The following is a 23,239-nucleotide window of genomic DNA, read 5'->3' on the forward strand; positions in this document are numbered from 1 at the left end:
GAACGATGTCTCACACGCGGATAGCGCACGCACTCGCCAGGCTCGCCGAGCACCAGGAACTGCACCTGCCACTGCGGCGCACCGATCTGCTGGGCAGAATCGCCCTGCGATTCTTGTGGCGGCGTCAGATCAAGTGGCAGATCGAGACCAACCTCGCCGTGCGCGACGCGCTGGAAGGTCTCGTCGAGACCGAACGGCAGCAGCGAGCCCGGATCGACGAGCTGGCCGATCGCGACGGACTGGTCACGAACGAGCAACTCGCGCACGAGGTCGCGACGCTGCGGCAGAGCGACCAGAACCTGATGGCCGGGCTGAACCAGCGGTTGTACTCGTCGGTGGGGCGGGTGCAGTCCCAGCTTTCGGATCTCCGGCTGCTACTGGCCGAGTCCACCGAACAGCACGACACCGTCGAACAGCGGTTGAAGGCGCTGGAGGAGCAGGTCGCCGCGCTGAACGCGACCGCGCGAAGCAACCGGCTGCGGCAGGCTCAGCTCGACCTCCTGCTCGATAAACTCCGCGCGGCAGGGCAGGAACAGCCGGGTTCCGTCGCGGACACCGGCACGGACACTGTCGTGGAATCGGTCGCCGACAGCGTCGCGGACCGTGACTCGTTTCTCGAACTCGCGGTGCTCGAACTGCTCGACGGCCCCGTGGACGGCGTCCGCACCGCACGACGCCCCTACCTTGCCGTGATCGAAGCAGCCTCGGAGAGCAAAGCCGCTGGCCCCGTGCTCGACATGGCGCCGGGGCGAGGCGAATGGCTGGAGATCGTTCGCGACGCCGGCCTGCCCTACCGCGCGGCATCGGAGAACCGCGCGATTCGCGCTCACTGCACGGAGGCGGGACTCGACATCGAGGACACGAACGCACTGGACCTGCTTGAGCGCACTCCGAAGCGGACGCTTCGCGCTGTCACGGCGTTCCGGTACGCGGAGCGCAGGCAGCCAACAGCGCTGGCACGGTTCGTCGAACTGGCCGCGCTGGCCCTGCAACCGGGTGGTGTGCTCGTGGTCGAGACATCGGCGGGTAGCGGCTCGGAGACGGACTTCCATCTCGACCCGTTCGCCGTGCGGCCCGTGCACGCCGATTTCCTGCGGTTCCTCGTCGAGGCGGCCGGGTTCTGCCGTACCGAGATCCGGAAGGCCGAACCCGTCGCGGGACAGCAGCCTGGCCGCTACTCGCTGATCGCGTGGCGGTGAGCCTGCCGTCATGAGATACCGGATGTGGACCCCGTTGCCGCCCGAGCGCAGCGGGATCTCCGACTACAGCTACGAGCTGCTCGAAGCGCTCTCGCCGATCGCCGACGTTACAGCCGTGAGCCGAGTCCCGGAGAATTGCCTTGTGCCCCAAGGAGTTTCCGTTTCGGGGCCGGAATCCCGCCCATCGGCACAGGACACGCTGAACATCTACCACATGGGCAACCACGTCGGGGTGCACTCGTGGATCTACCGTGAGGCTCTCGCCACCCCCGGCATCGTGGTGCTGCACGACACGTCGCTGCTGGACTTCAACCTCGGCTACTTCGGTGGCCTCGACTCGGCGGGATTCCGGGAGGAGGTCGCCTACGCCCACGGGCCGATCTGGGGCGATCTCCACGATCCCGCGTTGCTGAGGGGATGGCCTGCCGTCGAGGTGGATGGTCTCAAGCATCTCGACAACCAGACGCTGACGATGGAGCGGCGGCTCGCATCCGCCAGCAGGGGCGTGATCGTGCACGACCCGTTCTCCGCCCGGCTGTTGCGTGAGCGCTACCCCGCGATGCCGGTCCACACCGTGCCGTCCGGCGCGCCCGTGCGGGAGGACACCGACGGCGCAGAGATCAGGGCCAGGCTCGGCTGGAACGACGACCACGTCGTGTTCGGGATCTTCGGCGGCTTCAACCGCATCAAGCGGACGACGGTGGCTGTGCTGGCGTTCGCCGACGTCAGGCGCAGGTGGCCGCAGGCGCGGCTCGTGATCGCAGGGCACGCCGACTTCCCCGAGATCGTCGATGACGTGCGCAGGCTGATCGCGGAACTCCGGATCACCGACTCGGTCCACCTCGCCCTGTCGCCCCGCAAGGACGAGTTCGAGGAACTGATCAGCGCCACGGACGCGGTGCTGAACCTGCGCTGGCCGACGGCGGGCGAGACGAGTGCCGTGATGATGCGTGCGTTCGGCGCAGGCAAGATCGTCATCACGAGCGATCTCCCCCAGCACCGGCACCTCGACCCCGAATTCTGCCTGCTGGTGCCGACCGAGCCCGATACCGAGGCCCTGGCCCTCTTCCGCCTGATCGAGCAGGTCGTGTGCCATCCCGAACAGGCGCGCGAGGCAGGCAGGAAGGCCAGGGAGTACGTCAGGGAGCACGCATCGTGGCCCGTGGTGGCCGAGGCGTACCGCAAGGCGGTCGAATCCGTCGCGACCACAGGCTCGCGAACCCCCTCCGCAACACTCGCCGACACCGGAATCCCGGGTGTCAACGTGTTCGCCGACGCGAGAGCCACCACGGGGCTCGCCGAGTCGGCGCGGCGGCATGCGCTCGCACTCGCCGACACCGGCGTGGGCATGACGTTCACCGAGTTCAACACCAGGGCGCCCAACCGCTCGCTGACACCACCGCGAACCCTCACCGACCTCCGGCGCGGCAAGGACCACCCCATCGACCTGTGGTTCATCAACGTCAACGAGTTCCAGCTGATCCCGGAACACGCCCTCGACCGCTACACGATCGCGATGTGGGCGTGGGAGCTGCCAGAGGTCCCCGACTACGCGCTGGCTCAGCTGCCGAGGATGGACGAGCTGTGGGTGCTGACGTCGTTCGTTGCCGACGCGTTCAGGACGGCCACCGACATGCCGATCACCGTGGTCCCCAGTGTCGTTCCACAACGGCCGGACATCCAGGGTGACCGCGCGAAATTCGGACTCCCGGACGACGGGATCGTGGTGCTGTTCAACTTCAGCGCCTCCTCCAGTGACGCGAGGAAGAACCCGTGGGCGGTGATCGAGGCGTTCCGCAGGGCGTTCCGGCCGAGCGAACGCGGCAGGGACGCGCACCTCGTGATCAAGGTGGTTGACCTGCACCGCTTCCCCGAACTGGCGGCGGAGCTGGCTCGCGAGGTGGCGAGCGTCGGCGGCACGTTGATCAGCCGTGACCTCACGAGGGCTGACATGGACTGCCTGCTCGCCACCTGCGACGTCTACGTCTCGTTGCACCGCTCGGAGGGCTTCGGGCTCGGCATGGCCGAGGCGATGGCGATGGGCAAGCCGGTGATCGCCACGGGCTACGGCGGCAACACCGACTTCATGCCACCGCAGGCGGCGGCTGTCGTCGGGTACGACATCCGGCCCATCACCGAACGCGATCACCGCTTCGGCGCGGAATTCGGCGACTGGTACCGGCCGGGACAGCTCTGGGCCGAACCCGACGTCGAGCAGGCCGCCCGCTGGCTGCGCAGGCTCGCCGAAAGCGAGACGCTGCGCCGCGGCATGGGCGCGCGAGGGGCTGAGGCGGTGAAGGCCGTGTGCAGCCCCGAGGCCGTCGGAGCCGCGATGCTGAGGCGGTTACGCGAGATCGGTGTCTGAGCCGCCGGGGACGAGTCGTCGCGATACACGCTTCTCGCGGGCCGGTCACCACCCACCGCAGGGTCGGCTGGTCTCGGCCTTCGCGGGACCGGGCCGCAGCGAAGGGAACCACGGCGCCTTTCGTCCGGCATCGATCTCGCTACACCGGTGGTTGCGCGCTCCCAGTGGGTGGGGTCTGAGCCGCTTCGAGCTCGGCGATGCGGCTCTCCAGCGTCGAGGCGTAGCGGGCGGCCGCCGTGGCTCTCCGGCGCTCCGCCTCGACGGCCTCCTGCAACGTCGCGATGTAGCCGGCCTCCTGCTCACGGAGTGCCTGCTCCTCGCGAAGCCGCTGCTCCAGCCGCCGGATGTAGCCGGTCTCGCCGGCCCTCAGCGCGGCGCGCTCGCGGGCTTCCTCTCGCATGCGCGCCACCTCCGCTCGCTCGAAGTCGTCGAAGACGTTGGCTGGCACCGAAAGGCACTCCAGCGCCTCGGCGTCGTCGGCCTGCGCGTAGAAGCGGTTGAGGCCGTCGAACAGCGCGCACCGGTAGCCCGCGTCGAGCAGCATCGGCTCCCACTGCTCGAACGCCGGGCGCGGTGAACCGGGTTCGGTGGCCTCGACCACCAGCACCCTCGGACGGTGCCTCGTCCAGTCGGCCCCCGCGAGCACGTCCCGCTCGGCGCCCTCGACGTCCACCTTCAGGAAGTCGATATCCCCAGGGTGCTCGTCGAGCACGGCGGCCAGCGTGGTCGTCTCGACCTCGACGTCGTCCACCTGCCATCGCTCGCCGTCGCGGTACCGCTCCGCCAGCACCTCGTCGAGCGTGGCCCTGCCCCAGGCTTCGGGGACGACGTGCAGCGTGGCCTTGCCTTCCGTGGCTGCCAGCGCGATCGGCAGGGTCACGTCCCTCGGCCTCGCCTCGCGAAGTCGCGCGGCGAACTCGCCGACGGGCTCGACGTTGATGCCCGACCAGCCGCGGTCGTAGAAGTGCTTGGTCACCGAGTCTTCGACGGGGTCACCCGCCCCGACATCGACATAGCGACCCTCGGCCTGCTGCCGGAACAGCCTGGCGAGTACGACGTCCTCCGCGTTCTGCGCGTAGGAGATCACGGCTGCCGGATTCCCGCCTTCTTCGCTTCGAGCGCGAGATCGTGGTCAACCATCATCGCGACAAGCGACTCGAAATCGACCTCCGGCTTCCAGCCGAGTTCCGTTTTCGCCTTCGTGGCATCGCCGACGAGCAGGTCAACCTCCGCGGGACGGAAGAACCGCTCGTCCTGGGTGACGAAGCGTTCCCAGTCGTCCAGCCCGACATGGCGGAACGCGGCGTCAACGAACTCCCTGACACTGTGCGTGTGTCCTGTCGCGACCACGTAGTCGCCGGGCTCGTCCTGCTGGAGCATCAGCCACATCGCCTTGACGTAGTCGCCCGCGAAGCCCCAGTCGCGCCGGGGTTCGAGGTCCCCGAGCACCAGCGTGTCCTGAAGTCCGAGCTTGATCCGGGCCACCGCGTTGGTCACCTTCCTCGTGACGAACTCGATGCCGCGCCGGGGGCTCTCGTGGTTGAACAGGATGCCCGAACACGCGAAGAGGCCGTAGCTGTCGCGGTAGTTCACCGTGATGTCGTGCCCGAACACCTTCGCGCAGCCGTAAGGCGATCGCGGATAGAACGGCGTTGTCTCGACCTGCGGCGATTCCCTGACCTTGCCGAACATCTCCGAGGAAGACGCCTGGTAGAAACGGATCGGGTTGTTCTGGCTGCCCCCGACCATGCGGATGGCCTCCAGCAGGCGCAGCACGCCGAGCCCTGTCACGTTGGCGGTGAGTTCGGCCTGCTTGAAGCTCAGCGCGACGAACGAGATGGCCCCGAGGTTGTAGACCTCGTCGGGCTGCACCTGTTCGAGCGCGGCGACGAGGCTCGACAGATCCTGCAGATCACCGGAGACCAGTTCCACAAACGGTAGTTCCGTCTGGAGGGCTTCGAGTTTCGGGTTGTTCTGACCCTTGATCAGGCCGAACACCTCGTAGTTCTCGCTGTGCAGCAATTCAGCGAGGTACTGCCCGTCCTGCCCGGTGATTCCGGTGATCAATGCGCGTCGCACACGGTGAGAATAGCCGCGATGTGGTGGCCGGTGTCGAGCAGGAGAGTGAAACCGGCGACGACGCGCGAGGCTCCTCCCCTGCCCTGCCACGAGCGTGGCTCACCATCGGGAGTTCACGACCGATGGAAAGGAGACCGGAATGTGGCCGCAAGTCACGCTCGTGGCGATATCCGCGACGATCTTCACAACGCGTGCGGCAAGGATCGTGCACTCGTCGCGGTGTGGTCGTCGCGCGAGTCCTGCCGTTCCCGAGACCCCGTCGCCACCCGTGACAGGAACGTGAAAGCCAGCAGCAACCCCGCAAGGCACCCCGCCGCCACCATCAGCCAGCTCAGCGTGTCACTGCTGTCGGCGCCCATGGCCGCCATGCCGAACGCCGCCCAGAAATTGGACGCGAAAAGAGTCGAGGAACCCGTCCACAGCAGCACCGTCGTCAGCCAGTGCCTTCCCCGCACACTGAGCAACACCGCACCCGAGACAGCAGCCAGCGCGGCGAGTGACTGAACAATCCCGATCACCACCATGGCAAGCCGTTCCTCGCCGAAGGTGTCCCGGAATTCCCCGACCGCGACAACGAAGGCCAGCACCGCTCCTGTCACCCCGATCGGCCCCACCCCGCGCGCACTCGGCCGGGTGTCGAACACATGTGTCCACCGCACTCGTGCGTGCAGCACGAACGCCGTGAGCAACGCGACGCCCTGCCAGAAGAAGCTCGCATACACGACAGGTGTGACCCACGGCGCGAGCGCGCCGTTCGCGGAGCCTGCCGCCAGAAAATCCGTTCCGATGGCCGGAGCGGATACGACGATCGGAGCCAGCAGGCCCGTGCCGACCCACATGGGGAACACGATGAGCCACGCAGGGAACCTCATGCCCCAGCCATGGGTGAGCGCGAGCACGACGACAATGGCGACGAACTCCATGAATGCCGTGAAGGAGTTGGCACCGCGCATCAGCGCCGTTGTCATCACTCCCGGTTCGGTGACACCGATCTCGACACCGGCGATCCAGAAGAGCTTGAGCACCAGATACGGCAGCATGCCGACCACCGCGATGTAGCCGAAGATCGGGCGAAGCCGCGCTGGCCGGGGCGAGGAGTTCGGACTCATGCCACGCAGTCTTCCGCTCCGGCACCGCCGTCAATTCCCCAACGAGTGGCGTGCTCCTCCCTCCTGAGAGGGAGTCCGCGAGAGACCGGCGAAGTGTCGGCCGCATGGGCATCATGAGGACATGGACGCGACCACACTCTACCGGCGGTGGCTCGACGAACTCTGGAACGGCGACCTTGACCGCCTCGACGAGATCGCCAGAACCATCGTGACCGGCGACTTCGTCGGCCACTGGCCCAACCAGCCCGGCCTCGCGCAAGGACCGGACCAGCTCGCCGCCATCGTGCGGCAAGGCAGAGAGCTGATCGAGGACAGTGTGTTCGAGCTGGTCCTCGGCCCCGTGCCGCACGGCGATCTGGTCGCGGCGCGGTGGCGCGGCAGCGGTCTCCACCAAGGTGAGCGGGTGATCTTCCACGGGCACGACCTCCTGCGGGTGGAGGGCGACCGGTTCGCCGAGTACTGGGTCATCGCGGAGGACCCCACCGCCTGACCGCGTCACGCAACCCGCGCGCGCCGCCCACACCTCGGGCGCGCCGTCGTCGAATCGAGAAGGCCGCGCGCACTCGAACGCGAGGCACGTCACGGCAGCGCTGCCGTGGATGCCCGCATGGCTTCCTGTCACCGGCCGACGGCGTAACCCTGCATGCCCCTCGGGTTCGCCGCCGCTCGCAGAATCCCGGTCACGGCATCGCGCGACACGGCGGAAAGCCTGCCGAGCGCCCACGGGCCCGCGTCCACCACGTCGTGGCCCCGCTCGGTGAGTTCCCGGATGGTGTCCTCGCCCATGCGGGACTCGACGACCAGCTCCTTCGGCTGCCACGCCCTCGGGTAGAACGAACTGGGGAACGCCGTCGTGTGCCAGGCAGGCGCGTCGATCGACTCCTGAAGGTTCAGACCACCAACCGTGTGAGCCAGCCAGAAGCAGAGCTGCCACTGGTCCTGCTGGTCACCTCCGGGGGTGCCGAAGGCGATCGTCGGCTCGCCGTGTCGCAGCGCCATCGAGGGAGACAGCGTGATCCTCGGCCGCTTACGGGGAGCCAGCGAGTTGGGCAGCCCCTCCTCAAGCCAGAACATCTGCGCGCGGGAGTCGAGGCAGAAACCGAGTTCGGGGATCGTCGGTGACGACTGGAGCCAGCCACCCGACGGCGTCGCCGAGATCATGTTGCCCTCGGCGTCCACCACGTCGATGTGCACGGTGTCACCGCGCGTGCGGCCAACCGGGTCAACAGTCGGCTCCCCGAGCGCCCCGGTGCCCGACTGTCCGCCGCGCGTGTATTCGAGCACGGTGGGAAGCCTCGGATTTGGACCTCCCGGCCGCAGCTCGGCGCTGGCCTCCTCGCCGACGAGCGCGCGGCGGCGTTCGGCGTACTCCCACGACAACAGCGTGCCGAGATCGACGTCGGTGTCGCCGTAGTACGCCTCGCGGTCGGCGAACGCGAGCTTCGCACACTCGGTGGCCAGGTGCACGGTCTCGGCGTCCGGCCTGCCGTCCACGTAACGGAGTCGGTCGCGGAAACCTTCGAGCAGCCGCAACTGCTGCGCCAGCACAGGCCCCTGCGTCCAGGCTCCGCACTTGACGAGACTCCACTCCCCGAAGTCGGTGATCACCGCGTCCTCGTACGTGGCCTCCCACGAGGCGAGGTCGTCGCCGGTGAGCAGGCCCGCGTGGTCGCGGCCGGAGTCGTCGCGGAACGCCCTGCGGCTGAACTCGTCGATCGCCTCGGCCACGAAGCCCTGCGACCACGCCCTGCGGGCGGCGTCGAGCTGTGCCTCCCTGCCCGCGTGGATCTCGGCCTGCCCGAGCAGTCGCTGCCAGGTGCGTGCCAGTGCGCGGTTGCGGTGCAGCGAGCCCGGCGTCGGCGGTTCACCGTCGGGCAGCCACAACTGCGCCGAGGTGGGCCAGTGATGCACGAACAAGCCGGACACCGCGTCGATGGTGTCGGTGATCCGGCCGATCACCGGCACGCCCTTCCAGGCGTAGGAGATCGCGTACTTCAGGACATCGCGCAGAGACTTGGTGCCGTGGTCGCGCAGCAGAAGCAACCACGCGTCCCACGCACCGGGGACCGTCGCGGAGAGAAGTCCGGTGCCGGGGATCAGGTCGAGGCCGAGGTCACGGAAGTGGGCAGGAGTGGCCGCCGCAGGGGAGGTGCCCTGCCCGCACAGCACCTTCGGCGTGCGATCATCGGCCTTCACGAAGATCGCGGGAACCTGACCTGCCGGTCCGTTGAGGTGAGGCTCCGCGACCTGGAGCACGAATCCCGCGGCGACGGCGGCGTCGAAGGCGTTCCCTCCGTCTTCGAGCACAGCCATACCGGTACTTGAGGCAAGCCAGTGGGTCGTGGCGACCATGCCGTGCGTACCGGCGAGCTCCGGTCTGGACGTGAACACGGTATCGACCATACGGGTGATCACTTCGTTCGTACAGCTAACCGACAATCGCCTCACACACCTGACGCGAACGGCCGTTAACCTAAGGTCACTGTCACTCCGGCGACAAGCCTCGAAGGTTCCTCGACCACAGAAAGGGACGAGAACATGCAGATCGCCAACACCACCGCCATCGTCACCGGCGGCGCGTCCGGCCTCGGCGCCGCGACGGCGAAGGCGCTGGCCGCGAAGGGCGCCCGCGTGATCGCGGCCGACCTCGCGGGCTCCATCGCGAAGGCCGAACCCGCCGACGGCGTCACGCTCGTCGAGGCCGACGTCACCGACGCCGACCAGGTACAGCGCGCCGTCGAGGCCGCGACCGACTCCGGCGCGCCGTTGCGCATCGTCGTCAACTGCGCGGGCGTCGGTCACTCGTCCCGCATCCTGTCGAAGAAGGGCCCGCACGACCTCGGCCTCTTCCGCAAGGTCGTCGAGATCAACCTCATCGGCACGTTCAACGTCATGACGCTGGCCGCGCAGGCCATGGCCACCACCGAGCCGGTTGACGAGAACGGCCAGCGCGGCGTTGTGGTCAACACGGCGTCCGTGGCGGCCTTCGAGGGCCAGATCGGCCAGATCGCGTACTCGGCGTCCAAGGGTGGCGTCGCCGGCATGACGATTCCCGCGGCACGAGACCTCGCGTCACACGGCATCCGGGTCATGACGATCGCACCCGGCATCATCGACACCCCCATGATGGCCGGTGTCACCGAGGAGTTCCGGGCCGGCCTCGCGGCGTCCGTGCCGTTCCCCAAGCGCTTCGGCCGCCCCGACGAGTACGCCCAACTGGCCGTGAACATCGTCGAGCACGACTACCTCAACGGCGAGGTGATCCGCCTCGACGGCGCTCTGCGCATGTCGCCGAGGTGAACCACCGACCCGCTAGAGCTCGCCCATGAACGGGACGGCGTGCGCGGCCTCGTCGCTCATCCACACCCTGAGCGCGTGTGTGGCCCGCACGTCGTCCTCGTTGTACTGCAACAATCTCTCGCGCTGCTGTTCGTCGGAGACACCGCCGTCCATGCCGACGGCGTCGCGATACCAGCGCATCGACGCCTCCCCGCTCGCCTCGGGGTCCCGCCACGAGAACCCGGCGACGGGCGCGACCACCTTGAGCCCCTTGCCCCGCGAACACAGGAACTGATCGGACACGATGCGGAAGAGGTCAACCCACTCGTCCGACTCGACGAACCGGCGCACCTCCTCCCGCGTCGGCACGCCCTCAACGCCCGCGAACCGCTCGACCGACGCGTAGAGCCAGCGATTCTCCGCGAGCGCGTTGTAGCAGTAGGCACGGAAACTCAGCCCCAGCGCTGCTGCTCTGATCCGCACATCGCTCAGCCACGCCCAGAAGCGCGCGAACGAGTGCGCCTCGTCGTCGGTGGGCAGCGGGTCCCACGTCACGAAAGCCCGGTAGCCCTGCTCGACACCGATGTCCGCGCCGCTGAGCAGGCAACCCCACAGATACGCGCCCGAGTCGCCGAAGCTCTCCATGTCGATGTCCACCTCGACATCGGCGCGCGGGACGTGCACCTTCTCGACCCTGCGCACCACCGTGAGGTCGGCGAGCCACGCCCTCGCCAGCGCGATGGCGTCGTCGAACGTGGTTCCCGTCCACTGGATCGGCGACTCGTCCCCCGCGTCGAGCGCGGCAAGCTGGTCCACAGTGGATATTCCGGCCCTGCGGAGTTCGGCGGCGTCCTCACCACGCACGACCAGACTGACGTCGCGTGCCTTCGCGAGATCCGCCTCGCACACCGGCCACCACGGACACCGCTTGCACTCCAGGATGCGCGACGGCTGCGCGAGTGGCTCCTCGCGCGAAGCGGCAGCCCGCGCCACCGCGAGGCGGTCGGCGAACCTCTCGTCGTACTCCTCCAACGCGGTGCGGCCTTCAGGCCAGGTCGCCGCCGTGAGGTCGTGCCAGACGACGACGTCGGCGTCGAGCCCGACGACCCCGCCGATCGCTCTGTCCCGCTCGGCGTGTCCCGCCGCTTCGAGCAACCGCCGCGTGTGAGCGAGCCGCAACAGATCGCGCGGATGCGAGCGCACCTTGCGCCGCGGGTCCGTCTCGGCCCGATCAGGATCGACGTCGGGGAGCACGGTGGTGCGAGCCCCTTCTCCCGGATCGGTGATCCGGTGCCGCACCACGAGCACGGGAACGTAACCGTCAGGCGTGCGCACGAGCAGATTGATCCCGCCACGCCTTCCGCCATCGCGGTCGAGCGGGAACACCGCACCCCAGACGAAGGTGACCCCCTCCCGCAGCGCGACACGGGTCAACTCGGCGCGCTCCGCCGAGGAAAGCTCGGCGGGGATGGATGCCCAGCTCCCGTCCGTCTCGGTACGGAGCCACTCCGCGATGCGAACCCGATGTGCCTGCGCGTCCGCGATGCGCTGCTCCGACGTCGGATCCGGCGGCGCGAGTTCCGCGCCCCGCATCGTCGGGTCGTGGTCGAGGTGAACACGGCGGCGGCACCGCGTGACGACCCCCGCGTCCAATAACACCTCGACAGCCATGCCACTCACTGTATGAGAACCCACTGACACAGAGCCGACGTGCCTGCGAAAGACGCGAACAGTAAGTTCACGGGTAACGGTGGCCGAGACGAAGGGGACTGGGGCGATGGGCCGCAGGACGGAGCGGACGCAGCGCGGAACCGAGGACGACAGCGGCTTCACACCGAAGCGCGCGAAGAACGTGGTGCGCGTCGCGAAGGTCGTTGTCCCCGCCGCCGTTCCCGCGCTGGCTCCGCTGGTGCTGCGGGCCGCTGGCGCCGCGAGGGAGGCCTACGACCGCAGCAGGGCCCGCCGCATGGGCATCGACGTCGGACAGCTGCCCGAGTACAGCGGCAGGGGCGGCGCTCTGCTGGCCCGGATCGCGGGAGCGTCGGAAGCTCTGTCACAACTCGCGCACCCGGAGCGAGCGACCCGCGACGACACCGACTTCGTCGAACGCAGCCGCTCGACCCTCGAACAGCTCACCGCGTCGGTGCGAGCGGCCGAACGGATGCCCGCCGCACGCAGGAAGGCCGCACATCGTGCTGTCGCCTCCGAGCTGGACACCATCGAGGCCGAGGTACTACGCCGCCTCGGCGTCCCCGGCGCGGCGACCTGACCTGCGGCGGGACATCGGCAGACCGAGCTGACCGGCGCGGCGGCCCGGCTTCGCGCGGCGCACCCCGCCTGTGTGGCGCACCGGCTTCGCGCGGCGACCCGGCTTGTGCGGCGGCTCAGCTTCGCTCAGCGCCCTGCGTTCGGTACAGCGACCCGGCGAGCCCGAGGCGACACAGCGCGGGGACACACGTGCACAGACTGCCAACACGCGCGCGGGAGATACCGGCACCCGTGCACAGACTGCGGACACGATCGCTCAGCCCGCCGTGATGAAGCCCTTCGCCACCAGCCAGTCACGGGCCACCTCGGCCGCGTCCCTCCCATCGACATCGACCTGCTTGTTCAGTTCGATGATCTCGGTGTTGTCGAGCTCCTCGGTGATGGGCGCGATGATCTCCGCGATCTCCGGGTACCGCCTGTGGAAGTCCTCCCGCAGGGTGAGTGCGGCGTTGTACTGCGGGAAGAACTTCTTGTCGTCCTCCATGACCCGCAGGCGCAGCCCCGCGATCCTGCCGTCCGTTGTGAAGACCTCGCCGAAATTGCAGGTGCCGTTCACCACCGCCGCGTAGATCGCGCCCGACCCGAACGTCTTCGTCGTGGTCGTCGGGAACCCGTACGTCTCGCGCACCCCAGGAAGGCCGTCTGGCCGGTTGGCGAATTCGGTGTCAACGCAGAACACGGCCTCCTGCGGGTTCCGCTTCAGAAAGTCCGTGACCTCGGTCATCGTGCGGAGCCCGTGCTTGTTCGCGTACTCCTCCGTCGTCGCGAACCCGTAGGTGTTGTTGACCTCGGAGTACGGCAGCCACACGATGCCGTTGCGCTCAAGGTCCGCCTCACGCACCGCGTCGTACTGCTCCTGTTCCGTCGGCAGCGGCTGGTCGTAACCGAGGTAGGAGAGCCAGCCCGTTCCCGTGTACTCCCACATCAGGTCGATCTGGCCGTTCTCCAGCGCCGCCCTCGCGCCGTTCGACCCGGTGATGTTGGTGAAGTCGATCGGTTTCGCGCCAGCCGCCTTCAACGCGAGCTGCGTGATGTAGGCGAGGATCGTGTTCTCGGTGAAGTCCTTGGATCCCACGGTGATCTCCACGCCCTCCAGCTCCGGCACGGGCCGGATGCTGCCGGGCCCGACATCGAAGGGCAGAGCCGCGTTGACGTTGAGCCCGCAGCCGCTCACCACCAGCGACATCGCTGCGAGAAGTGCGCACACCGCACGCCGTCCTCGGATGCCGGCGCCACGCCTCATGAGAGTCCCTTCGGTCCGAGGTACTTCTCCAGCACCGCACCCAGCCAGTCCACGAGTAGCGCGACGCCGACCGCGAGCACGGCGCCGACAACGAGCATCGAAGTGCGGTTGAGCTTGTAACCGGCGTCGATCAGCTCGCCGAGCCCGCCGCCGTTGACGAAGAACGCCAGCGTCGCCGTGCCCACCGCGAGCACAAGCGACGTCCGAAGACCCGCGAGGATGAGGGGGACGGCCAGCGGCAGTTCGATGCGGAACAACACCGAGGCCGACGACATCCCGATCCCTCTCCCCGCGTCCACCAGCGCGGGGTCAACCGACTCGATGCCGACGATGGTGTTGCGCAGCACGGGAAGCAGCGAGTAGAAGGCGATCGGCAACGCCGCGGCCCACAGGCCCTCCCACTCCGTCCACAGGAAGAACAGCACCAGAACGCCGAGGGACGGCGCTGCCTGACCGATGTTGGCGATGCCGATGAACAACGGCGCGGCAGGCCGTGCCCACGAGCGGGTGAGCACCACGCCGAGTGGAAGGGCGAGGCCGACCACGATCGCGGTCACCACTCCGGTGAGCAGCAGGTGCTCCCACGTCTTCGTCAACAGGTACGGCCCGTTGAGGGCTTCGGCCTCGATGACGTCGTTGTCCCTCGTCAGCGCCCACGTGAGCACGGCCCCGACGATCACGATCACGACGGTGGGCTGCGCGAGCAGCCGGATGCGCTCGGCCCGCTTCGACCCGGATTCCGTCGAGAAGGCCGACAGTTGTGTCGAAGTCATGACTCGCCACTTCCCGGCTCGACGTGCTCGGTGCGCAACTGCTGGATGGCGTCGGTGACCGTGGTGATGTCGATCGTGCCGACGTACTCGCCTCGCGAACCGGTGACCACCGCGTTGCCACCCTCGGCGAGGATGGCCTCCAGCGCGTCCTGGAGCGTCGATTGGGTGCTCACCGAGTCGCCAACGGGCCTTCCTGCCGTGGCGAGCGAGGTCGCCGTCGGCAGTTCCCTGACGTGGACCCACCGCAGCGGGCGACGGCGGCGGTCCAGCACGAGGCCGTACGTCTCGCCCTTCTCGGCCATGAGCTTGCGCAGGTCCGCGATCGGCGTGTCCACCGGCATCGCGACGATCCCGTCGCTGTAGGTCACGTCGCGGACACGCCGTAGCGTGAGCTGCTTGAGCGACGCGCCCGCGCCCACGAACCCCGCCACCATGTCGTTGGCGGGGTTGGCGAGGATCGCCTCGGGTGTGTCGTACTGCTGGATCGACGACCGGTCGCCGAGCACTGCGATCTTGTCACCGAGTTTGACGGCCTCGTCGAAGTCGTGGGTGACGAAGACGATGGTCTTGCGCAGGTCGGCCTGTAGCCGCAACAGCTCGTCCTGAAGGTTGCCCCTTGTGATGGGATCGACCGCGCCGAAGGGCTCGTCCATGAGCAACACCGGTGGGTCGGCCGCCAGCGCTCTCGCCACACCGACCCGCTGCTGCTGACCTCCGGAGAGCTGCCGTGGATACCGATCGCGGAACTCGGCGGGTTCGAGTCCCACGAGGTCCATCAGCTCGTCCACCCTGTCCCTGATCCGTTTGCGGTCCCACTTCAGCAGGCCGGGCACCACGCCGATGTTCTGCGCCACCGTGAAGTGCGGGAAGAGCCCCGCCTGCTGGATGGCGTAACCGATCTTGCGGCGCAGCGCGTCGCCGTTAAGGGCGTGCACGTCCTCGCCGCCGATCGTGATGCGACCCGACGTCGGCTCGATCAACCGGTTGATCATCCGCATCGTGGTTGTCTTGCCACACCCCGAAGGACCGACAAGGATCACGATCTTTCCGGCCGGGATCGTCATGCTGACGTCGGCGACAGCGGGCTCCGAACTTCCCGGATAGCGCTTCGTGACGTGCTCCAACTGGATCTCGGCACCACTGGGTTTGTCAGCCACGAATACCCCTCGAAACAGTGAGGCGAGCGATCAGGAAGTACACACCCTCCAGCAGGAGGGCGAGGATCACGACACCGAGCGTTCCCGCCAGCGCCTGGTTGGTCGAATTCGCACTGCCTGCCCTCGTCAGGCCCGAGAACACCTCACTGCCGAGCCCCGGCCCCTTCGCGTAGGCGGCGATCACCGCGATGCCCATCAGCATCTGCGTCGCGACCCGCATCCCCGCGAGGATCGCGGGCCACGCGAGTCGAAGCTCGACTCGCGTCAGCACACCGATGCGGCTCATCCCGATGCCCTTGGCCGCGTCGGTGACGGCCGGATCGACGTTCGCGAGACCGACGATGGTGTTGCGTGTGATCGGCAGGAGCGCGTACAGCACCAGCGCGATCACCGTCGGCGTCGCCCCGAGCCCCACGACGGGAATCAGAAGACCGAGGAGCGCGAACGACGGGATGGTGAGGATGGTGCTCGCCAGCGCGGTGGCGACGGCGGAACCCACAGGGCTGCGGTACACCGCGACGCCGATGAGAATGCCGATCACCGCCGCGATGATCGTGGACTGCACGACCTCACTGACATGCAGCAACGCCTGTAACGACAGCCGCTGCCACCGGTCTGCCACGTACTCCAACAAACTCAACGGACCACCCGCTCGGTCGCTAGGCACAGGTCAGTAGCGCAAACACGATTCCGGATTCTTCCCAGAACAGCAACCTTCCAACCAAATTCCTCTCATGTTCCGATCCCATAGGCTTGGCCACATGAGCAGCCGAGGCGGGTCCGCCCACGCCATGCGTGTGGTGCGTGGCGTGCTGCTCGCAGGCTGTTCCGCCACGCTGAGCACGACGGCGCACGCCGTGGGCGGTGGACACCTTCCGCACCTGCTCACCACTGTCGCGATCACCGTGCTCATCGGCTGGATCTCCACCGCGATCGCGGAGCGGACAAGGGGTTTCGGCGGGATCGCACTCGTTCTCGGCGGTGCGCAGCTGATCACCCATCTCGTCCTCGGCGAACTGTCGGGACACGTGGTGGGAGGGCCTGCCATGCTGGCGGGGCACGTGAGTGCCACCGTCGTCACCGCACTGCTGATCGCGCGTGCCGAGGAGATGCTCGCCGTCGCCGTCAGCGTGCTCTTCTTCCTGAGGCGACTGCTCGTCCCGGCGGGAACACCTGCCAGATCGTGGCCCGTGCGACGAGCCGTGGTCCGCGACGTCGAAGGCACCCTCGCCTACTCGATCCAGCTCAGGCGCGCTCATCCGAGGCGTGGCCCGCCCGCACTCTCCTGAACAGCCCCTACTCGGCGAAGGACCAGGAGAGAACCAGTTGTCGATAAATCTATGTATCGCCCATGGCGCGATGCAGTGCGCGACGGCAGCCGCGCGCCTGCTCGCGCCACCACACACACAGAGTCAGCCCGACGGTACCGCCGTACCCGAGACGGCCTCGAAGCGGAAACGATCCGCCGTCGGCGATCCAGCGGGTTTCACACCGCACGCCCGGAAGGCAGGTAGGGCATGAGAAAGCTGCTCACGTTCATCGTCACCGTCGCGGTGACGATGCTCACGGTGTTCGCAGGCGCGCTGCCTGCTTCGGCACACAACGCGCTCATCTCGTCGAACCCCGGCGAGGGTGACTCGCTCGACACCTCACCCACCGAGGTCGTACTCACCTTCGACCAGCCGGTCGAGGACGCCGACGTCAACGAGGTGGCCGTCACGGGGCCGAACGGCGACCAGTGGGCCAAGGGCACCGTCAAGGTCGATGGCGACACCGTCACCGCACCGCTGCGGCCACTCGGCCCCGCAGGGGAGTACATCATCGGCTTCCGTGTGCTCTCCGCCGACGGGCACCCGGTGTCGGACGAGATCCGCTTCACCCTCACCGAACCCGGCCCGGGACAGGCGAGCGCAGCGCCGGACTCCGCGAACCGGGGAGCCGGTGAGAAGGCCGAGGCCGAACAAGGCGGGCAGGCCCAGCAGGACGCGGCAGGTGAGGAGGACTCACCGGGCGTGCCGGTGTGGGTCTGGCTCGCGGGAGCAGCGGTGCTGCTCGTCGCAGGGCTCGCCGTGGCGCTGCGGATGGGACGTTCTTAAGGACTGACTCCGGCGGACGCTGACCGACCTTTCCACCCCACACGGTCTTGGCCGTGCTCGAAGACCGGGCACGGCCAAGACCTGCGGGATCGTGTTCGGTCGCTCACAGCCTGCACGCCCTAACCGTGCTGATGCCGCTTTCGCCTTTGCTTGCGCTCCTTCAGACGTTCGGCCTTGCGCTCGTCGTGCAGCTTTCGCAGTGACCGCAGCACTTCCTCCTCACTGACCAGCAGTGGATCTCGCCGCACGTCCCTGTACAGCGAGACGCACAGCGCGATCATCACCAGCACGAACGGCACAGCGACCAGGATCGTCAGGTTCTGAAGCCCGTTCAGCGCGTCGTCACCGCCGACCAGCAGCATCACGGCGGCCACCGCACCGATCACGATCCCCCAGAAGATCACGACCTTGCGGTGCGGTCCCACCGTTCCCCGTTGTGACAGCGTGCCCATCACCACCGACGCCGCGTCGGCACCGGAGACGAAGAAGATCGATACCAGGACCATCACGACGATGGCGACCGGCACGAACAGCGGCAGTGTCTCCAGGAGCGCGAACGTCGCCGCCTCCTCACCGCCCGCACCGGCGATGTCGGTCCCGGACCGCTGAGCCCGCATGGCCGCACCACCGAAGATCGAGAACCACACCAGGCTCACGGTGCTGGGCACAGCGATCACACCGATGACGAACTCCCGGATCGTGCGGCCACGCGAGATGCGGGCGATGAACATCCCGACGAACGGCGTCCACGAGATCCACCACGCCCAGTAGAAGACCGTCCAGCTCGCCAGCCAGTCACGCATATCCTGCCCACCGGTGACACCGGTGCGGCCCGACATCGCGGGCAGCTCGCGGAAGTAGTCGCCGATGGAGCCCGGCACCAGGTTGAGGATGAGCACCGTCGGTCCGACCACCAGCACGAAAACGGCCAGCACGGCGGCGAGCACCATGTTGATGTTCGAAAGCCACTGGATACCCCGCGCGATCCCCGAAACGGCCGAGGCCACGAACGCCACCGTCAGCACCGCGATGATCGCGACCAGCAGTCCTGTGCCAGGGCTGTCCGTCCACCCCACCGACGCGAGCCCTCCACCGACCTGCAACGCGCCGAGCCCGAGCGAGGCCGCGGAGCCGAACAGTGTGGCGAAGATGGCCATGACGTCGATCGCCTTGCCGAGCGGCCCCTGGCTTCCCCGCCTGCCGATCAACGGTTCGAACACCGCCGAGACGAGCTGGCTCCGCCCCTTGCGGAACGCGCTGTACGCGATGGCGAGTCCCACCACCGCGTAGATCGCCCACGGATGCAGCGTCCAGTGGAACAACGTCGTCGCCATCGCGAGGTGGACGGCGTCGTCCGAGTTCGGGGCGGCCGTCCCCGGCGGCGGGCTGGTCAGGTGTGCCACCGGCTCGTAGACGCCGAAGAACATCAGCCCGATGCCCATGCCCGCGCTGAACATCATCGCGATCCACGACACCGTGCGGAACTCCGGCTGTTCGTCGTCCCTGCCCAGCGGGATGCGGCCGTACCTGCTGGCAGCCACCCACACGGCGAAGACCACGAAGCCACTCGCCGTCAGCACGAACGCCCACCCGCCGTACGGGATGACGGCGCCGTTGAGCATCGTGTCCGCGACCCCGGCGAGGCTGCTCGGCGACGCGATGCCCCAGGCAACGACGGCGAGCGCGATCGCGGCAGCCACGCCGAAGACCACGCGGTCGGTCCTCGCCGGGCGGTTCGAGGCGGCCGTGGTCTGCGGGGCAGGCTCGGCCGCTGCTTCGGTGGAACCCCTCGGCCCGTGTTCGACCGCATCGGCCGGGCCGTCCGGACCGGTTCCCCGGGAGTCGTTTCGCCTCACCTCGCCGGTTTCCTCAGGCTTCTCGCCCATACGCAGCCGCCTCCGTGCTTTCCGACCGGCGTTGCCCGCTCGGGTGCCCGCTCGCGTGCCCGCTAATCAGGCCGCCCGTCACGTAGGGCCCGCAGAGACCGATGCCGGACGAGGCTTCGAGACACCGGGCTGTTCCGTGCGTAGGCTTCCACCGTGAGCAGGCAGGCCACACCGCCCACGTCGTCCACGTCACCCCCGCACCTCGGTCCGCTGGTCGCCGTGGTGACGGCCGCGTCGGCAGGGGTTCTCGTCGGGCTCGCGCTCACGGCCACGACCCCGGTGGCGGGGATCGCTCACGTCGGTACGGCTGTGCGCGTCGGGTTGCCGATCGCCAGGGTCGCAATCGATCTCGCCGCCGTCTTCGCCACCGGCTTCGCTCTCCTCCCGCTCCTCGCAGGTGGGCGCACACCCGCCTCCTCTGCGCCGGTGTTCGCGAAGGCCAGGCTCGGCGTCGTGGCCTCCGCGCTGGTGTGGGCGGCCGCGGCGCTGGCGAGCCTCGTGTTGCAGGCCGCCGAGTACCGGCCTGCCGACACGGCGCTCTCGTTCGCCGACCTCACCTCCTACGTCAGCACGGTCGCCGCGGGTAAGGCGCTGCTCGTCGTGGCCGGTTTCGCGCTGTCGCAGGCATTGATCGGCCTCGCAGCCATCCGGCTCGGCCCGAGAGTGCCGCCCGAACTCGTCGTCGGCTGCGGACTGTTCGCCCTGCTTCCACTGCCGGTCACGGGCCACGCAGGCGACTCGCACCTGGCGGAGTACGCGATGGTGCTTGTCGAACTGCACATCGTCAGCGTCGTGGCCTGGACAGGCGGGCTGGCGGTCACGGTGGCACTCGTGGCACGCCATCGTGGCCTGCTGGCGGTCGTCCTGCCTCGCTTCTCCCGCCTCGCCACGATCTGCCTCGGTGTGGCTGCTGCCACCGGCCTGCTGAACGGAATCGCCGAGTTCGTGCAGCATCCCACCGTGCGGTTGTGGCCCGGCCTTGTCACAACGGCATACGGGCAACTGCTTCTCGCCAAAGTGGTGGCTCTGGCCGCCGTCGCAGCGCTCGGCGGCTACCTGAGGTGGAAACTGATGCCCGGCGTCGTCCGCCACCGGCGCACAGCTCTCGTCACGTTCGCCGTTGTGGAACTCGCGATCATGGGGCTCGCCTTCGGGTTCGCCGCGGTCCTCTCCCGCACTCCTCTGGTGTGACGCGCGCTACACAAATGGGCTCCAACGGGCGCCGCCGAGCCTGGACGGGCTTCGGTCCCGCCGAACTTCCTGCTCGTCCACGCCTACACACCCGTGTCCGGTCGAAGCGACGAACGGCCCCCAACTGTCGGCGAATGTGCCCGCACGAGGCCGGAAAAGGCCGAATGCCGCCGTTCAGCGGTACCGAAACCAGCGGGTGCGGCTTCGGCCGTCCCGCAGATCCGCGAGCCTGCGCGCCAGTTCCTCCCGCACGGCTGGATGGCTGCGCGCGATCGGGAGCACACTTGTGGTGAGCTTCAGCTCGCGCACCGCCCGCAGCACGGGAAAACCGGCCCACGCCGTGACGTCGAAACCGTAGTGACGCGAAAGCTGCGCGTACCGGTGCGGCGGGTCCCTGAACCGTTCGTGCCCCACGGCGAGCGGAATCAGATCCCACTCCGCGGGCCCGACACAGGAAGAGTCGAAGTCGCACAGCACGGGACCGTCGTCGCCGACGATGACGTTGCCCGGATGGGCATCGCCGTGCACCAGTGAGATGGGCAGCTCGAACTCCAGCGCCGCCAGCTGTTTCTCCACGAACGCACACCGCTGCAACAAGAACCGCCGGTCCTCCTCCGACAGCTCCTCGGCGTCGGACACCCTCGCCCTCACGTCGTCCAGCGGCGCCCATTCGGGCAGCCCTTCGGGCGGCGGCAACCCGTGAACGGCCTTCAGCAGGGTGGCGAGTTCCGCCGGTGTCGCGGCCCTGCCCGCCGACCGCACCCGATGCCACACCGTCACGGCGTGCTCGCCCACCCTCAGCGGCTGGTTCACCTCGCCGAAAAGCCGGACGGCGGGAACCCCGTGCGCGGCGAGATGTTCCGCCACCAGCACAACCTTGCCCGCCCTGTGCCGCAAAGCCCGCGATCCGACGATGCGAACGACAACGGGGTCACCGGCGAGGGAGTACACGGCGTTGTTGGTGAATCGCAGCAACGTCGCATCGCGGTGGTCCAGCCCGAGCAGGACACAGGTTCGCCGAAGGACCTCGTCCAGTTTCGCCCTGGTGAACCGGCCGTCCAACGACGTCCTGCCCGCGGTGCCGTCGCTCAGGCGAAGAACTCGGTCATCCGCTCGGCGAGCTCACGTGCGTCGCTGTTATTGCTGCGCCGCAACGCTTCCTGCCGTAGCGGTTCCATCCGCTTCTTGACCCGCGCCGACTTGAGTCCCTCCGCGCAGTCCAGCGCCTTGCCGCCGATCTTGGCGCCGTGGTCGATGTCGCCCTCCAGCATGTGGTTGGTGGCCAGCATGCTGAGGCTGAACGTCTTGCTGCGCGCCATGTCCTCGCCATACGCGTCGGTGGCCCTGCGCAGCGCGGGAATGGCGTAGCGCGTGTGTGAAGGATCGGCGTGCTGCGCGAGTGTCGTGTGGACCGTACCGATCATCGCGTGAACGTCCGTCTCGTCGAAGAACCGCACCCACGACTCGGCGTTGGCGAGGTCCGCGCGCTGGAACTCGTCCCTCGTCCTGCCGAGCAGCTTCATCGCCTGGTCGGCGTTGCCCATCATCGCGTACGCCCACGCCTCGTTGGCGCAGAGCACGGCGACCGCCAGCTCCGAACCGGACTCCTGCGCGGCGAGCTGTCCGAGCTGGAACAACTTCAGTGCGTCGTTCGGCGCGTCCTGGTGCAGGTAGACCCTGCCCATGCGGTACAGGATGTTGGCGACGAGAGGGTGGTTGTCGCCCTCCTTCGCGAGTTCGAGCGCCTGCGCGAAGTGGTTGCGCGCCGAATCGACGAGGTCGATGTCGAACGAGGTCCAGCCCGCCAGGCTGTGCAGGTCTGCCAGCGCGACGTACAGCCGCGACTTGACCTTCTCCGAACCGCTGGCCTGGAGCATCTGCTGCCCCCAGGAGAGCTGCGCCACCACGGCATCGCGGCAGAAACCGCCGCCGTACTGGTAGTCCAGCGCTCTCAATGCTCTGGTCGCAGCCTCCACCTGGCGAACGTCGGTCATCCCGATGCGCCCCGGCGCCGGGGTCCTCCCGGGGCTCGACGCCCATGCCGTCGAAGCGGGCCCGAACACGGCGGCCCCCATCGTGACCTGGGCGGCGTGCGCGAGGAACTTCCGTCGTTTCACGGACTCGTCCTCCTCAGCTTGCTGCTCGTCGCCGTCGCCGACGACCTGGCTCCTCGTGGCCTCGTCGTAGGCGAGACCCATGTATCCCCTCGGGATGCGGAGGCCCTTCGCGATGCGGGAGAGCACGTCATAGGCCATCACCTGGCGGCCCTTGAGGATCTCCGACACCTCGGACTGTGACTGACCGGTCATCGCGGCGATCTGACGTTGCGAGATGCCGTGCATCCGCAGCTGCCGGTAAACCTCGCTGATGTTGCGGTTCGCCAGTGCGTCACGCATTTCGCGGGCTTCCCAGACCTGGGGATTGATGCGGCTCTGCTTCGCGTCCTCGTTGGCGTTCATGTCCGCCCCTCCACAGTCCCGTCGGGCGTCGTGTGCAGCGTAAGCAACGCCTATTCAACCGTGCGAAAGCGAGAAACGGCGCTGTGATCGGTCGGGCCGAACTCCCGCGACCGTTCGGCGTTCCCCTTGAGCCGG

Annotated in this window: 20 protein-coding genes; 8 read left to right on the plus strand and 12 right to left on the minus strand. The window is 68.2% G+C overall.

Annotated features, from left to right (window positions below; translation table 11 throughout):
• Window positions 1-5: 5 nt before the first annotated feature.
• Entirely contained in the window at window positions 6-1,199 is a 1,194-nt protein-coding gene (locus SACXIDRAFT_RS09675) for a hypothetical protein (protein WP_006238373.1), read from the plus strand.
• 10 nt (window positions 1,200-1,209) lie between these two features.
• Complete coding sequence (locus SACXIDRAFT_RS09680; protein ID WP_006238374.1) at window positions 1,210-3,564, plus strand: glycosyltransferase family 4 protein; 2,355 nt, start codon at window positions 1,210-1,212, stop codon at window positions 3,562-3,564.
• A 139-nt stretch (window positions 3,565-3,703) separates the two neighbouring features.
• On the opposite strand, the gene SACXIDRAFT_RS09685 is transcribed toward SACXIDRAFT_RS09680, so the two are convergent.
• The 3 genes from SACXIDRAFT_RS09685 to SACXIDRAFT_RS09695 form a co-directional block, all read right to left on the minus strand.
• The gene (locus SACXIDRAFT_RS09685; protein ID WP_006238375.1) at window positions 3,704-4,651 is read right to left on the minus strand and encodes an FkbM family methyltransferase; all 948 of its coding nucleotides are present in this window, start codon (window positions 4,649-4,651) and stop codon (window positions 3,704-3,706) included.
• A complete protein-coding gene (gene gmd, locus SACXIDRAFT_RS09690; RefSeq protein WP_006238376.1) occupies window positions 4,648-5,643 on the minus strand; it encodes a GDP-mannose 4,6-dehydratase in 996 nt (331 codons plus the stop codon). Before gmd ends, SACXIDRAFT_RS09685 begins: the two co-directional genes overlap by 4 nt.
• A gap of 182 nt (window positions 5,644-5,825) precedes the next feature.
• Entirely contained in the window at window positions 5,826-6,752 is a 927-nt protein-coding gene (locus SACXIDRAFT_RS09695) for a hypothetical protein (protein WP_006238377.1), read from the minus strand.
• A gap of 121 nt (window positions 6,753-6,873) precedes the next feature.
• On the opposite strand from SACXIDRAFT_RS09695, the gene SACXIDRAFT_RS09700 reads away from it, so the two are divergent.
• On the plus strand, window positions 6,874-7,242 hold the full coding sequence (locus SACXIDRAFT_RS09700; RefSeq protein WP_006238378.1) for an ester cyclase: 369 nt from the start codon (window positions 6,874-6,876) through the stop codon (window positions 7,240-7,242).
• A gap of 128 nt (window positions 7,243-7,370) precedes the next feature.
• Here the strand turns inward: SACXIDRAFT_RS09700 and SACXIDRAFT_RS09705 are convergent, their stop codons facing one another.
• Entirely contained in the window at window positions 7,371-9,155 is a 1,785-nt protein-coding gene (locus SACXIDRAFT_RS09705) for a gamma-glutamyltransferase family protein (protein ID WP_006238379.1), read from the minus strand.
• Between the two features lie 135 nt (window positions 9,156-9,290).
• Here SACXIDRAFT_RS09705 and SACXIDRAFT_RS09710 point away from each other — a divergent pair, with 135 nt between their 5' ends.
• The gene (locus SACXIDRAFT_RS09710) at window positions 9,291-10,052 is read left to right on the plus strand and encodes an SDR family NAD(P)-dependent oxidoreductase (protein WP_006238380.1); all 762 of its coding nucleotides are present in this window, start codon (window positions 9,291-9,293) and stop codon (window positions 10,050-10,052) included.
• A gap of 12 nt (window positions 10,053-10,064) precedes the next feature.
• Here SACXIDRAFT_RS09710 and SACXIDRAFT_RS09715 read toward each other — a convergent pair whose 3' ends face one another.
• Window positions 10,065-11,702 (minus strand): TM0106 family RecB-like putative nuclease, encoded by a 1,638-nt coding sequence (locus tag SACXIDRAFT_RS09715; RefSeq protein WP_006238381.1) that lies wholly within the window; start codon window positions 11,700-11,702, stop codon window positions 10,065-10,067.
• 106 nt (window positions 11,703-11,808) lie between these two features.
• Between SACXIDRAFT_RS09715 and SACXIDRAFT_RS09720 the strand changes: the two genes are divergently transcribed.
• Window positions 11,809-12,300, plus strand: coding sequence for a DUF6474 family protein (locus SACXIDRAFT_RS09720; protein ID WP_006238382.1), 492 nt, complete (start codon window positions 11,809-11,811; stop codon window positions 12,298-12,300).
• A 255-nt stretch (window positions 12,301-12,555) separates the two neighbouring features.
• Here SACXIDRAFT_RS09720 and SACXIDRAFT_RS09725 read toward each other — a convergent pair whose 3' ends face one another.
• From SACXIDRAFT_RS09725 to SACXIDRAFT_RS09740, 4 genes are read right to left on the minus strand one after another with little or no spacing between them, the layout of a single operon-like run.
• On the minus strand, window positions 12,556-13,542 hold the full coding sequence (locus SACXIDRAFT_RS09725) for a glycine betaine ABC transporter substrate-binding protein (protein ID WP_006238383.1): 987 nt from the start codon (window positions 13,540-13,542) through the stop codon (window positions 12,556-12,558).
• Window positions 13,539-14,315, minus strand: a complete 777-nt coding sequence (locus SACXIDRAFT_RS09730) for an ABC transporter permease (RefSeq protein WP_006238384.1) — start codon at window positions 14,313-14,315, stop codon at window positions 13,539-13,541. Before SACXIDRAFT_RS09730 ends, SACXIDRAFT_RS09725 begins: the two co-directional genes overlap by 4 nt.
• Window positions 14,312-15,472: an ABC transporter ATP-binding protein gene (locus SACXIDRAFT_RS09735; protein ID WP_006238385.1), complete on the minus strand. Its 1,161-nt coding sequence runs from the start codon at window positions 15,470-15,472 to the stop codon at window positions 14,312-14,314. Before SACXIDRAFT_RS09735 ends, SACXIDRAFT_RS09730 begins: the two co-directional genes overlap by 4 nt.
• Window positions 15,465-16,112 (minus strand): ABC transporter permease, encoded by a 648-nt coding sequence (locus tag SACXIDRAFT_RS09740; protein WP_006238386.1) that lies wholly within the window; start codon window positions 16,110-16,112, stop codon window positions 15,465-15,467. Before SACXIDRAFT_RS09740 ends, SACXIDRAFT_RS09735 begins: the two co-directional genes overlap by 8 nt.
• Before the next feature lie 121 nt (window positions 16,113-16,233).
• Here SACXIDRAFT_RS09740 and SACXIDRAFT_RS09745 point away from each other — a divergent pair, with 121 nt between their 5' ends.
• Window positions 16,234-16,761: a hypothetical protein gene (locus tag SACXIDRAFT_RS09745; protein WP_006238387.1), complete on the plus strand. Its 528-nt coding sequence runs from the start codon at window positions 16,234-16,236 to the stop codon at window positions 16,759-16,761.
• A 228-nt stretch (window positions 16,762-16,989) separates the two neighbouring features.
• A complete protein-coding gene (locus SACXIDRAFT_RS09750) occupies window positions 16,990-17,568 on the plus strand; it encodes a copper resistance CopC family protein (RefSeq protein WP_006238388.1) in 579 nt (192 codons plus the stop codon).
• Window positions 17,569-17,687: 119 nt separating this feature from the next.
• On the opposite strand, the gene SACXIDRAFT_RS09755 is transcribed toward SACXIDRAFT_RS09750, so the two are convergent.
• Window positions 17,688-19,454 (minus strand): BCCT family transporter, encoded by a 1,767-nt coding sequence (locus tag SACXIDRAFT_RS09755; RefSeq protein ID WP_006238389.1) that lies wholly within the window; start codon window positions 19,452-19,454, stop codon window positions 17,688-17,690.
• Window positions 19,455-19,607: 153 nt separating this feature from the next.
• On the opposite strand from SACXIDRAFT_RS09755, the gene SACXIDRAFT_RS09760 reads away from it, so the two are divergent.
• Window positions 19,608-20,645 (plus strand): CopD family protein, encoded by a 1,038-nt coding sequence (locus SACXIDRAFT_RS09760; protein WP_006238390.1) that lies wholly within the window; start codon window positions 19,608-19,610, stop codon window positions 20,643-20,645.
• A gap of 174 nt (window positions 20,646-20,819) precedes the next feature.
• On the opposite strand, the gene SACXIDRAFT_RS09765 is transcribed toward SACXIDRAFT_RS09760, so the two are convergent.
• Together SACXIDRAFT_RS09765 and SACXIDRAFT_RS09770 are read right to left on the minus strand one after the other, a co-directional pair.
• Entirely contained in the window at window positions 20,820-21,707 is an 888-nt protein-coding gene (locus SACXIDRAFT_RS09765) for a phosphotransferase enzyme family protein (protein WP_006238391.1), read from the minus strand.
• A gap of 26 nt (window positions 21,708-21,733) precedes the next feature.
• Window positions 21,734-23,104 carry a helix-turn-helix transcriptional regulator gene (locus SACXIDRAFT_RS09770; RefSeq protein ID WP_006238392.1) on the minus strand — a complete coding sequence of 457 codons (1,371 nt, stop codon included), beginning with the start codon at window positions 23,102-23,104 and terminating at the stop codon, window positions 21,734-21,736.
• Window positions 23,105-23,239 lie beyond the last annotated feature (135 nt).

Origin of the sequence: Saccharomonospora xinjiangensis XJ-54, assembly GCF_000258175.1 — a bacterium.
GTDB classification, from domain to species: domain Bacteria; phylum Actinomycetota; class Actinomycetes; order Mycobacteriales; family Pseudonocardiaceae; genus Saccharomonospora; species Saccharomonospora xinjiangensis.